This window comes from Peribacillus sp. NPDC101481, from assembly GCF_044767165.1.
Taxonomy (GTDB): domain Bacteria; phylum Bacillota; class Bacilli; order Bacillales; family DSM-1321; genus Peribacillus.
This window is the reverse complement of the sequence record NZ_JBIWNJ010000003.1, coordinates 284,419-297,591: the sequence shown is the minus strand read 5'-3', so window position 1 is coordinate 297,591 and position 13,173 is coordinate 284,419. Positions and strand designations below refer to the sequence as shown.

The 13,173-nt window shown below is 41.0% G+C and carries 10 protein-coding genes and 1 pseudogene; 4 read left to right on the top strand and 7 right to left on the bottom strand.

The features are described 5' to 3' along the window. Positions 1-61 precede the first annotated feature (61 nt). Positions 62-1,084, top strand: coding sequence for an LCP family protein (locus ACIROD_RS20125; protein ID WP_101223773.1), 1,023 nt, complete (start codon positions 62-64; stop codon positions 1,082-1,084). 159 nt (positions 1,085-1,243) lie between these two features. Here ACIROD_RS20125 and ACIROD_RS20120 read toward each other — a convergent pair whose 3' ends face one another. From ACIROD_RS20120 to ACIROD_RS20110, 3 genes are all read right to left on the bottom strand, one after another. Next, entirely contained in the window at positions 1,244-2,353 is a 1,110-nt protein-coding gene (locus tag ACIROD_RS20120; RefSeq protein ID WP_402944039.1) for a glycosyltransferase family 4 protein, read from the bottom strand. An 88-nt stretch (positions 2,354-2,441) separates the two neighbouring features. Then, complete coding sequence (locus tag ACIROD_RS20115; RefSeq protein ID WP_402943442.1) at positions 2,442-3,545, bottom strand: glycosyltransferase family 4 protein; 1,104 nt, start codon at positions 3,543-3,545, stop codon at positions 2,442-2,444. A gap of 18 nt (positions 3,546-3,563) precedes the next feature. Beyond that, entirely contained in the window at positions 3,564-4,307 is a 744-nt protein-coding gene (locus tag ACIROD_RS20110; protein WP_101223775.1) for a WecB/TagA/CpsF family glycosyltransferase, read from the bottom strand. A 111-nt stretch (positions 4,308-4,418) separates the two neighbouring features. Here ACIROD_RS20110 and ACIROD_RS20105 point away from each other — a divergent pair, with 111 nt between their 5' ends. The 3 genes from ACIROD_RS20105 to ACIROD_RS20095 are packed head-to-tail and all read left to right on the top strand — an operon-like array spanning position 4,419 to position 8,571. Beyond that, positions 4,419-5,849, top strand: a complete 1,431-nt coding sequence (locus ACIROD_RS20105) for an O-antigen ligase family protein (protein ID WP_402943439.1) — start codon at positions 4,419-4,421, stop codon at positions 5,847-5,849. 4 nt (positions 5,850-5,853) lie between these two features. Then, positions 5,854-7,380 (top strand): murein biosynthesis integral membrane protein MurJ, encoded by a 1,527-nt coding sequence (gene murJ / locus ACIROD_RS20100; protein ID WP_402943436.1) that lies wholly within the window; start codon positions 5,854-5,856, stop codon positions 7,378-7,380. 24 nt (positions 7,381-7,404) lie between these two features. Next, the gene (locus ACIROD_RS20095) at positions 7,405-8,571 is read left to right on the top strand and encodes a glycosyltransferase family 4 protein (RefSeq protein ID WP_402943433.1); all 1,167 of its coding nucleotides are present in this window, start codon (positions 7,405-7,407) and stop codon (positions 8,569-8,571) included. Between the two features lie 37 nt (positions 8,572-8,608). On the opposite strand, the gene tagH is transcribed toward ACIROD_RS20095, so the two are convergent. From tagH to ACIROD_RS20075, 4 genes and pseudogenes are all read right to left on the bottom strand, one after another. Continuing rightward, the gene (gene tagH, locus ACIROD_RS20090; protein ID WP_101223779.1) at positions 8,609-9,406 is read right to left on the bottom strand and encodes a teichoic acids export ABC transporter ATP-binding subunit TagH; all 798 of its coding nucleotides are present in this window, start codon (positions 9,404-9,406) and stop codon (positions 8,609-8,611) included. 17 nt (positions 9,407-9,423) lie between these two features. Next, positions 9,424-10,221, bottom strand: coding sequence for an ABC transporter permease (locus tag ACIROD_RS20085; protein WP_402943430.1), 798 nt, complete (start codon positions 10,219-10,221; stop codon positions 9,424-9,426). Between the two features lie 3 nt (positions 10,222-10,224). Continuing rightward, positions 10,225-11,430 (bottom strand): annotated as a pseudogene (locus ACIROD_RS20080) (CDP-glycerol glycerophosphotransferase family protein); the annotation flags it as partial. Positions 11,431-11,569: 139 nt separating this feature from the next. Further along, the gene (locus ACIROD_RS20075) at positions 11,570-13,108 is read right to left on the bottom strand and encodes a glycosyltransferase family 2 protein (RefSeq protein ID WP_402943427.1); all 1,539 of its coding nucleotides are present in this window, start codon (positions 13,106-13,108) and stop codon (positions 11,570-11,572) included. Between the last annotated feature and the right edge of the window lie 65 nt (positions 13,109-13,173).

Here is a 13,173-nt window from a genome sequence, read left to right as displayed (position 1 = left end):
GCAGGATTCGAAAAATAGCGATATATGTCTGATGTTCGTTATTTAAAAGGAGAAGAAAAAGATGTCTACTACTAGGCGTGTTTATAAAATTAAAAAAACAAAGAAAAAAAGGCGAAAGAGGCTTTGGTTATTGCTTGTTCCCCTGCTGGTACTTGGTCTGGGTGCTTCTACTTATGCTGCAACGCTGTATATGAAAGCCCAGAATGTATTCAATGATTCCTATGACCCTGTGGAAGCATCAGCAAAGCGAAGTGCAGCAATCGACCCGCTCGAAGATAATTTCTCCATTCTTTTCATCGGAATCGATGATAGTAAGGAACGTGATTTTAAAGGCAACTCACGCTCGGATGCTTTAATTCTGGCCACTTTCAATAAAGATCAGAAATCTATAAAACTACTAAGCATTCCCCGTGATTCCTATGTGTACGTACCAGCCAAAGGCGTAACCACAAAAATCAACGCTGCCCATGCTGCCGGCGGACCGAAAGCGACGATGGACACCGTTGAGGAGTTACTCGATATCCCTGTCGATTATTATGTTCGCATGAACTTTAATGCTTTCATCGATGTCGTGAATTCATTGGACGGTATCGAAGTCGACGTACCTTATGAATTGAATGAAATGGATTCAAATGACAAGAAGAATGCCATCCACCTTGAAGAAGGAATACAGACCGTTAATGGTGAAGAAGCATTAGCGTTTGCACGGACACGTAAAAAGGACAGTGATATCCAACGTGGTGAGCGTCAGCAGGAAGTCCTGAAAGCCATCATCGCCAAAGCAACCTCGGCTGGATCACTAACGAAATATACGGACGTAATGGAAGCTGTCGGTGACAATATGACAACGAACCTTCAATTCTCACAAATGAGAGGTTTCATAAAATATGTAACTACCGATAAAGGCCTTAATCTTGAAACCATCAAACTTGAAGGTCAGGATTCTACCATTAGCGGAACCTATTATTATCAGCTGAACGAAACATCATTAGCAAACACTAAGCTGTTGCTTCAATCCCACTTGAACCTGGGACCAGCTGAAGCCACTCAAACTGAAGCAGTTCAATCACAAATACAAGAATAAAGTGAAACCCCCACTCTTTATGAGTGGGGGTTTCCTTTTTTGCTATCTTTGCGCCCCCTCCAGTTAGGAGCAAAAAAGCCACCAGCCGTATCACGGTTGGTGGCTTTTCATATATACACTAGCGAATTTAGCTAATCTAGTAATCTATTTCCAAAATGATCATGGTTTGTTTTTAAAGTTGAGCATCTTGAGCAACGGCTGATAGTTTGAATTGACCAAACCAATTTTCTCCACAAAAATTTCTATGATCAGCATGAGTCCCGTTACAAGTATCAAAGCTCCCCACACTGTTGCAAATTGAAAGATTATTGCCGCTAAGCCAAAGCAAGCAGCTAAAGCGTAAATGAGCAATACAGTCTGCTTATGAGTGAATCCCAAGTTTATCAGACAGTGATGTAAATGGGATTTATCAGCAGCCGAGATTGGCTGTTTATTGACGACCCTGCGGATAATCGCGAAAAATGTATCCGAAATGGGCACACCCAAAATGATGATCGGTACGATCAATGAAATCATCGTAACGTTTTTAAACCCTTGCAGGGACAGAACGGCAATGATGTAACCTAAGAATAATGCGCCTGTATCTCCCATGAAAATCTTTGCCGGATGAAAGTTATATTTCAAAAAGCCAAGAGTGCTTCCAATCACGATCAATGCTACCATAGCAACAAATAGGTCCCCTTTAATAAGGGCCATTGTTGCAATTGTCACTAATGCGATCGTTGAGACACCGCCTGCAAGACCATCCAGTCCATCTATTAGGTTAATTGCATTAATGATGCTGACAATCCACAAAATGGTTATCGGTATACTTAAAACACCAAATTCAAGTGTATCTATAAAGAACGGCAAATTGATGAATTCCACTTCAAGACCGCCCCATAATACGATGATGAGGGCAGCCAAAACCTGGCCCAGGAATTTGGGTGCAGCTCTTAATTCAAAAATATCATCTGCCATCCCAATCAAAATGATGACAAGGGCTCCCACCAGAAGGGGCAACTGCTCCCAAAAATCATTCATGAGGGGCAACTGCTCCCAAAAATCATTCATGAGGGGCAACTGCTCCCAAAAATCATTCATGAAAAGCAAGAAAGTAATGAAAAAACTCAAAAATATAGCTAAACCGCCCATGCGCGGCATAACTTTACTATGCACTTTTCGCTCATTCGGTTTATCGGTAGCTCCTAATTTAAAGGCCAGCTTTCCGACAAAAGGAGTCAAAAAAATGGATAATAAAAAGGATACCAACAAGGCCCCTATTAACATCAGGAACGACATCAAAAACCACCTCAATTCAACTAAAAATCTAATACCCGTAACGATCTATAAGAAAACCTATATATAAATGCTTATTTTAATTTTTCATCCTCAAATAAACATTATATACGTTATTGGCTAAAATCTCTATAGAAAAGTTGTTTTTTGCAAATTTTTGTAAATCCGCCCCTATCTTTGTCAGGTTCCCGGATTTTTTTAATTCTAAAGCATTGCAGATGGCCAATTTCAGCTGTTCGACATTGCCGATATCCGTAATCCAGCCCTTGCCCCGATCGGGAATCAATTCCTTTACACCGCCGACATCACTTGTGATTACCGGAAGACCCGATCTTGCTCCTTCAAGTAAAACCAGTGGAAAACTTTCGCTTAAGGAAGTCAATAATGTGATATCCCCCAACGGGTAGATTCGATCTAAATCTTCACGATACCCTAAAAAGTACACGTGATCTGATAATCCCTTTTCCGAGACCATCTCTTCCAAAGCGGATCTCCTGCTCCCGTCCCCTGCAAGCAACAGCTTTACATGGGGGAACTCTGATACAACTTCACTTAATGCTTCTAAAGCAAATTCATGACCTTTCACCGGCTCAAGCCTTGCAGGCATGATTACGATGAAATCGTCTTTCCCAAACCCAAAATCTTCTCTTTGAAATGGGAAAGGCAATTCCTTTTCAAAGTCAATTCCGTTTAGGATCTTTGTTATTTTGGACGAATGGATTCCTTGGTCAATCAAGTCCTGCTTAAAGCGGTCGGAAACTGCCAGTATATGATCGGCATATTGAAATGACCTTACATGAAGGCCCGTAAACAATTTTCCTTTTACACCCTGCCCCAAAAAGTCATGATGAGGTGAACTGTGAACAGTAAGAAGCCAAGGGCATTTAACGAGGCGCTTTATAAAGGCACCATATATATTCGCCCGCGGACCATGTGTATGGATGATGTCTATATTATTTTGACGGATAAAGTCCCTTAAAGGTTTCAAAATTGAAAGGTCATATTTGGAATGTTGCCTGAAAAGTTCGGTTTGTATCCCAGAGGACATGGCCCGCCGGTAAAGTTCACCATCTTCAAATAAACCAAGCAAACACTCCTCTTTATTCAATTGGTTCAGTAAGGACATTATATGAAACATACCGCCGCCGGTTTCATTACCGGCGTTTAAATGCAAGATCCTCATCCAGTCCACTCCTTATGTTCAGGAACGCTGCACCGATTTCCTCAATCGCCTAACCTTTAATACGAATCTTGGCAGTGCAAGCATCCGTTTCCACCGTGAAGGTTGCTGGATAAGTCGGTACAACCATTCAAGACGCATCTTTTGCCAGAAAACCGGGGCGCGGTTCACCTTACCCGCAAGTACATCAAAGCTCCCCCCAACTCCCATGAATAACCCTTTATTGAATAACGCATAGTGCCTGGAAACCCATTTTTCCTGCCTAGGGAACCCCAATGCAGTCAAAATGATGTCAGGTTCAAGTTCCGCTATCGACTTAGGCAGGGTATCATCCTTGATATCAATGTAACCATGATTGTATCCGACCAACTCGAGACCCGGGTATAGTTCTTTTACTTTCAGGGCCGCCGCTTCAATCACGTTTTCTTCCGCTCCAAGCATGTATACCTTCAGCGCTCTTTCATCAGCGACCCGAAATAATTCATTCATCAAGTCGAATCCTGTAATCCGCTCTTGTAAAGGTTGATTTAGCCATTTAGAGGCCATAATAATACCAACGCCATCCGGAGTGATGTAATCAGCAGATAAAATTATGTCTTTATAATCCTGATGTTCATTTGCATACTCAACTATTTCCGGATTTGCCGTAACGACAAACGTTTTTTCCTGATTCATCAATCTTGGATATATCATTCCATTCATGAATTCATCCATATTGCTATCAATGAATGGTATGGATAGTATCTCAACAAACTTTTCTGTCATTTCACTTCAGCCTTTCATATGTACTATACATCTAAAGGGTGGGGTATTATTCAAGAAATTTTTTCATACACATCATAGAACGTGATTTTTGATTCAAAGGTGGTTAATCAATTGAAGTTTCTAGAAAAACAATCGTTACCCATTCTATTACTGTGCCTGCTCGTCCCATCTGCAGTGCCTCACCCTATCGCCGGTTACTTGGCAACGGCGTTGATGCTCGTTTTTATCGGTATAAATAAAAAAAACCTGTTATTAATTCTATTCATTTATTTCCCTGCCCGTCCCTTATTTATGGAACTGAATAGCGGCTTAACCTATACAGGTGACCTGATCATCCTCACCTTATTCATTTCTTTGCTTATTGAAAGATTCAAAAAGAACGAATGGCAATTTTCGAAATATCATTTTACTGCGCCATTTTGGTTGTTTTGTTTAATTGGCGCCGCAGCTGCACTCATGAACGGAGTGGGAATCCTCCCCATCATATTTGAACTTCGTGCATTGCTTATCACATTCTTGCTTCTTTACATTATCGGTGAATTAAATCTAGAAAGAAAGGATATCTTTCGCTTTTTGAAGGTAATGCTAATATTTACAATCTTACTTTGCCTGCATGGCATAGTGGAGAAAATCTTTTCTCGTACGATCCTGCTTCCACACTCATGGGAAATGTGGAATCTTTCGCCGACAAACCGGATGAGGATTTATGGAGCACCTGCCAATCCCAATGTATTCGCCTTATTCTTAAGCATTCAGTTATTCCTTAGTTTCTTTCTATTTCAGTCGATGAAAAAATATAAATGGATCGTCTTTCTTGCTGCCATCCTGTTTTCCGGAACGTTACTGCTTACCTATTCACGGGGCACGATGATTGCATTCGGGTTCGCGGCGCTTGTCTTTATGATATGGACCAGAAATAAACCATTCTTCAAATATGCTGTAGGAGCATTTTGTCTCGGCCTGCTTCTTATTTATTACCCAGCGTTATTTGCATCAAGTAAAGTGGAGGTATCCGCATCGATTCCCATGGAAAATGTGATAATCGGCAGCACCCCCTCTACTGAACACGAACATGCCCTTTCCAATCGTTTTTCAGACATGTTCTCTGATAAGACACTGCACCAGAGTACAGAGTGGGGCCGGTTATATGTCCTGATCAAGGGAATTGAGATTTTCAAAGATCACCCGATAATCGGTACAGGGTTAGCAACCTTCGGAGATTCTGCCACACTATCCTTTTCCTCACCAATTTATCGGGAATATCAAATTGGTGAAAGGATGTATACCGATAATCAATATATCCAGATTCTGGTGCAAACTGGTGTGCTGGGCTTTCTTGCGGTTCTTGCATTCATCTTTTTCACCTGCCGTACAATCCTGAAATCGGAAAATGGCACTTTGGCAGCGTTCACCATCTGCCTGATGTTGGCCGCATTATTAGCAGGACTTTTCTACAATATTCTCGAAGATAAAACGTTTACGCTGATATTTTATAGTTGTTTAGGATTCTGTTTACAGAAGGACATCATATTAAAGGATTGAAAATATGCCTACTCTTTCACATGTCATTAAATCGGTCGGGCTCGTCACTATTATTGCTGCCATTGGAAAAGTCCTCGGATTCGGGCGGGAATCGATCATAGCCGCCTATTTCGGGGCATCATCGATGGCAGATGTTTTTTTCGTGGCAAGCCTTATACCAACCATTCTTTTTACGGCTATCGGCAGCGGTCTTCAGGCCGGCGTTATCCCCATTTACTTGGAAAAGAAGGCGGATAACCCGTTGAAAGCTGATGAATTCATCAGTGTTTTAGGTTCTTTCTTTATGCTGGTTGCCGGAATCCTGACCATTGCCTGCATGATTTTCATAAAGCCGCTCGTCATGTTGACGGCCCCGGGTTTCTCTGATTCGGAACTGGTCCTGACGGAGTCACTGACCCGGATCATGCTGCCAAGTTTACTATTTTTCACGCTATCCTACATGGCGACGGGGGTCCTCAATGCGAATAAGCGTTTTATTCTGCCAGCACTCACTTCAACTGCACAAAACACGGTAATTATCGCAGCCACCGTATTGTTGGCTGCTCCGTTTGGGATTGAAGGGTTGGCTTGGGGGTTTGTGCTCGGTGCAGCAAGCCAGTTCCTTATCCAATACCCCTCATTGAAGCTGTACGGAATCCGGCCCATCGTCTCTTTCCTGCCTCATAAACGGCAGATCGCACAAACACTGTACACCTTTTATCCAATCATTATCGCCGCTTTGGCGATCCAGTTGAATAGTGTCGTCGATCGGATTATTGCGACCTCGCTCGAAACCGGAAGCGTATCGGCCTTGAACTATGCCAATCGCCTGCTTTGGCTGCCATTAAGCATTGTCCTCACGCCGCTGATTACCGTATTGTACCCTTCAATCGTCGAGCGTGCGCTTATAGGCTATCAATCTTTCCTTAATTTGACCTTAAAGGGGTTGAAATCGCTGTTATTTTTAGCGATTCCGTTCATGGTCGTCATGTTAATCAGCGGAAACAGCTTAATCACTCTGGCTTTCCAACGCGGGGCTTTCGATGCTTCAGCAACCGAAATGACTTATAGGGCATTCGTCTTTTATTCTGCCTGCCTCCCATTCTTTGCACTGAGGGATTATTTGATGAACGCTTTCTACGCCTTGAAGAAAACGAAAGTGGCGATGTATTCCTGCCTGATTGCCGTATTGCTTAACGTCCTGCTCAGCTGGGTCCTATCACGTTATCTCGGCGTCGGCGGAATCGCTTTAGCATCGGGTATTTCCATGCTCCTGCAATCTCTCTACCTTTTCGTCTACCTATGGCTGAAGACAGCAAGAGCGGACAAGGCCGCTTTCAGGGATGTTTTTCAGGAAAGCAGCAAGCTTACCATCATCGGAACCGTCATTTACGGAATGGCTCTCTGGGTCCACCCTCTTACCCTAAAGTTGCCCATCATCATGGAATTAGTGATCATCTCGCTGCTAGTATTCGGACTATATCTCGCATTATCCATTCTTTTTAAAGTAAGCAGCCTGCAAGCTCTGAAAAGAATCAGATCATCAAATTAATGCATTAGAAGAAGGAGTGCCACTATGGACATTTTAATCACAACGATTTTCAACTACCCTCATGAAGGAGGGCTATCGAGTCATATCACTACGTTAAAAAAGGGGTTAATTTCACGGGGCCATAATGTGGACATTTTATCTTTCTCTCAATTACACCCTTTCAAGAGGAAAATGCTCGCCCAGGCCCCAGGATTTTTATTAAATAAAGTAAAACAGGGTAGCGGCCAGCTTTTCAATGACCGGCAACGCCAAAAATTGTTGGCTTCATCTATTAAAGCCTTGAAAAAGAACTATGATGTCATTAATGCTCAAGACATTTTCGCAACGCTTGCCTCCATCGAATCCGGGATACCGACGGTGCAAACCGTCCATGGGTATTATTCATTCGAGGCAGTCAGCAGGGGCGCCCTTCTTCCGGATAGTGAAGAAGATTTGATCATTCGCGAACTAGAAAGGAAAGCTTATCAGTCCGCTGCAAAAGTAGTGACGGTCGATCAAAGGATCAAAGACTATATCAATCATTTGGCACATATAGAAGCGGATACGATCAAGAACTTCATTGACGTGTCTGCTTTCAAACCCGAAAGAGCAAAGCGGGAGCAAACTCGCCGGGACTTTCAAATACCGCTACATAAAAAGATGCTTTTCGTTCCGAGAAGAATGACTGAAAAGAACGGTGTCATATACCCGCTTCTTTCTCTGCCGGAGGTGCTGGAAAACCATCCTGAAACAGTATTGGTCTATGCAGGTACGGGTGAACAGCGAAGCCGGCTCGAGGAAACCGCAGCCAGGCTCAAAATATCAGATTCCGTACTTTTTCTCGGTTCAGTGCCGTTCGAGAAAATGCATAACCTCTATGAAGCATCGGACATCGTACTCATCCCAAGCGTTCATTCCCACGGGGTGGAAGAAGCGACTTCCATTTCTGCCTTAGAAGCGATGAGTTGCCGCTCACCCGTCATCGCAAGTGCAATCGGAGGTTTAAAGGAGATTCTAATTGATGGAGAAGATGGTCTGTTAGTAGCGGAAAAAAATGAAGACGCACTTGCACAAGCCATCTCCAACCTGCTTAATGATCCTGAATATGCAGCAAATTTAGCTGCGAAAGCAAGATATAAAATGGAAAGCGAATACTCCCACCTTTCAGCTGCCGAGCGGTTTGAGAAAGCTTATGAAAAAGTGCTTAACTAAAAAAAGCAGACCCGTAGCCCGGGTCTGCTTTTCACTTTCATACCAGTGCGGAACTGCGCCTTTTCATTTGTTCTTCACGGTATTTTTTCTGTTCTTGTTTAGACATGGCGTTATATTCTTTTAAGAATGCTTCATATTGCGGCATTACTTCGTTCATGGCACCATATGCCTTTAACTCTCCATATTCAAGCCATAAAGCCTTTTGGCAAAATTTCTTCATCTGACCGATTGAATGGCTGACAAAGAACATCGTTTTTCCTTTTGCCTTAAATTCGTTCATTTTCTCTAAACACTTCTCAGCAAAGTTTTTATCCCCGACTGATAAGGCTTCATCAATAATCAGGATATCTGGATCAATATGCACGGAAATGGAAAAACCAAGCCTGGACTTCATGCCGCTTGAGTAGGATTTCACCGGTTGGTCAATGAACTTACCAAGTTCCGAAAACTCAATGATCTCAGGCTCAAGTTCTTTGATCCGATTTTTATCGAATCCGAGCATCAGCATTTTCAGTTCGATGTTTTCTCTGCCCGTCAACTGATTATTCAGGCCCGATGCAACGGCAATCAAAGCCGTTTTCCCGTTAGTTTGGACATTTCCGTCCGTGGGTGGGATGATGCCTGCAATAATATTGGACAATGTGGACTTACCTGACCCGTTGACCCCGACAAATCCTATTACATCGCCCTTTTCCGCTTCAAAACTTACATTCCTCAGAGCAAAGTACTCTTCCCCATAGCTTTTGGGCAAAAGAAGATCCAATAATTTTTCCGAGTTTTTATTATATAATTTATATTTTTTCGTTATATCTTTGACAATTACCGATTTTTCCAATTTTTCTCACTTCCAGTTTACTTAAAGTCAACAAAGCGATCTCTAAACCTGACATGCAGCGAGGAACCTATCAAAAATAAGATGATAACGACTGCCCAGAAATAAAGGGTATATTCCCAATGCGCTATTAGATACCATGATTCCCCCAACAATGAAGCCCGATACCCTTCCACAATATAATATAGCGGATTCAGCTTCATGATGTTTAGTATGATAGGGTGCTCCTTAGCATCCAATACCCAAAGGATTGGTGTTAAATAAAACAAGACTTTCATTAAGGACACGATTATATTATGAACGTCACGAATAATGGTTGATAATGTTGAAGAGATTAACCCAATTGAAAATAATAGCAAGACCGTCGCAGCAACATAATACGGCAGTTGTATGATATAAACTGTTGGAAGGTATCCAGTAAAACCTAATAGGATGATGATGACTCCCAGCAGCATGATATGCTGATACAACTTGGCAAAGATGACGTACGATGGAATTACACTCATCGGAAAGCTCATCTTGGATACCATATTCAGTCGGGAATAGACGGATTTGGACGTTTGGGTTATCGAAGGATTCACAAAGAACCAGACAACGATCCCTGCCATCAGCCATGGAAGGAAATTTTCCCCGCGATTTAGGATTATAAATCCGAATACAAACCAATAAATCGCAATCTGTATCATTGGATTGATGATTTCCCATAAGACTCCCAGGTAGTTATTGCTGTTGGCACTTTTCATCTCATAAACAGATAAACGCCTTACCAAATAAAAATTATTGATTTGTTCTTTTAAAACGGTCAAAGCTGAACTCATAAATTACACAGACCTTCCTAAAAACACTTTTTCTACGACACGGCGTGAAGCCTGGCCATCCTCGAGTGCACAAAACCGCTCGTGAAAATGATTGATATCATTGGTATTTTCATATTTCATCGTCTTGATACTATCAATGACCGCATCAGATGTTTTGACTAACAAACCAGGTGCACTCTTTTCGAAATCAAAGTAAAAACCGCGAAGCTTGTCCCTGTAATTTTCAATATCATATACATAGAAAAGCATCGGACGCTGTAAATTTGCGTAATCAAAGAATACGGAGGAATAATCAGTTATTAATAAATCCGAAATAAGATACAAATGACTAATATCTTCGTAACTGGATAAATCATAAGCGAATCCTTGATACGCCGATAAATCCAAGTTCTCGGAAACCAAGTAATGAAGACGGAGCAAAATGACATACTCCTCCCCCAATTCCTGTTTCATTCGATTCAGATCGAGTTTTATTTCAAACTTATATTTTCCCTTGCTATAAAACTCATCGTCCCTCCAAGTTGGTGCATATAAAACGATCCTTTTCTCTATTGGTATACCCAACTTCTGTTTCAATGAGTCGATTGTATCACGATTATTCCCATTGTAAAGTATATCATTGCGAGGATAACCGGTTTCCAGAATTTTAGCAGTATCGACATTGAAGGCACGTGCAAAAATTTCACTTGAATAAGCGTTCGGTGAAATTAAATAATCCCATTTACTTGATTCGGCATGGAAATTTTCTTTATATTTATCCGTCGTTGTTCCAGGCATATGAACCTCATTCATATCCGCCGCAAGTTTCTTTAATGGAGTACCATGCCACGTTTGCAGATAGATCGTGTGCTTCGGCTTCGGAATCCAAAGCGGGAGCCTGCTGTTCGTTACCCAATACTGGGCTCTTGTCATTTTGAGCAACCAACTAAATGAAAAGCGATTGAGATATGGGATGCCTGCCTCTTCGAAATGAGCTGTATATCTTTTATCTACGCTCCAATACATTTTATATTCAGGATGGTTACTCTGCAAGTATTCATAAATCGCCCGGGGATTGCAGCTATACTGCTTGCCCAAAAAGCTCTCAAAAATAACCAGCTTCCGGTCCACTGGCAATACTGTCCCCACCAATGCAAAGGCCATTTTATATCCTCTTAAAATAATTGCTTTAGCCTTATTTTTAACTAGCGATAGAAAGGAAGGTCTCTTTGAGGTTTGTATTTTTTCATTTGACATATCCGATCTCCCTTTTTATTGATTAATGATAAGTGAACCATGTTAATAAATCGAATTAAAAATAAGCTCGCCCAATAGAAGGGAGAGCTTATTTTTGGTGTGCTTCTAACAGCTACTCCAAAGACTTTATTGCCAGTCCCAAATTATTTGCCACTGTTGTATAAAACTCCACATTTTTCTTATTATAAGTCATCTTATTTTTCAGGATCCTTTTAATATTCACCAATTGATAATCATTGTAGCGAATGAACAACGTAAATAAGGACTTTTCCATTTTATCAATTTCATCCAATGAAACAGTGAAATGGCCTCTATTACCTTCTATTTGAACTCCGCAATTGATTTCATTGTCGATTCTTGTCCTATCACGTATCAATACAGAATCTATGTTGTTTATATCATCACCATAAATCTCAAAACTTTGGTGGTAGACATTATCCATAATATAAGAATCCAGTGCACGGGCAAGCATCGGTATCCTGACAAAGCGATATTCACCTTCCAGAAATGGAAGTTCGTAATAAGGTAAACCATCTTTTATATGATATTTTTTATTGGACTCTCGCTTCAACCATTCAAACAACTTTATGAAATCACCAACACGATCCTCCATGAATAATTCAAGTGCCAATTTATAAATAGGTACTTTAAATTCATTCTTGAAGTCATATGACAAGTTTTTCGCAGTTTCGACAGCTTCCTTTAATATTTCTATAAAATCTTCTTTATTCTTGGCTTTCACAAAGGTTTGACTGTCGAACGTTTTTACAATATCGTACTCATAAATCCGGTTAAGAGCCACCTTTTTCAATTCAATGGCAATATCCTTGGATTGAATATACTTTATTATTTCAATATCCGCTTTCCTTTTGTCCAACACATTCGTGACACGTGTTAAAGAAGAGGGGTTTTCAGACGTTCTATTGACATAATAAATAGGTTTTTTAGTAGTTGATACTGCTCTAACTTTAAAGAAAACATCAGTAAAAAACCATTTATCCTCACCGAATTTCATATTCGGAAAACCAATTTCATTTTCTTTAACCATAGGCAGATTCATCATCCTTGCCGTTGGACCCATATGATAAAAAAAGTGCGGAACATCCAGAGGGGTGATGCTTCTTCTTTCTTTAATGGAAGCAAACTCACCGATGACGCTCTCTGACCCGGATTCGACTTTTACCGTTTTGCCCACCACATAATCATCACCGGTTTCCTCCAGGATGTTATAGAGGCTTTCCAATCCATCATGTGCAAGCCAGTCATCCGCGTCTAAAAAAGTTATATATTTGGATGTTCCCAATTCTATTCCAATGTTTCTCGGAGTTCCGGGTGACCCATTATTTTCTTGAAGGGTAACTGAACAGATATTCTTATATTTGGCTGCATACTCTTGAATGATTTTATTGGTGCCATCTGTCGAACAATCATCAATAATGATGTATTCAATCTGATCAATACCGATGGTTTGATTGATTACTGATTCAATCGTTTTTCTGATGAATTTTTCAGCATTATATGCAGCAGTGACTACCGTGACTTTTTTTTCTTTTCCTAAAAATTTATTTCTTAAGCTTACAGGACTATTTTTCAATTGAATATTACCGCTCTTTAAAAGTTCTCTCGCTTTTTGACGTACCAAGAAATTCATACGATTCCTCTCTCCTTTTATGTCTAGAGGTAACATAGACGTTTCGACTTGGGCAGCCAAATTCA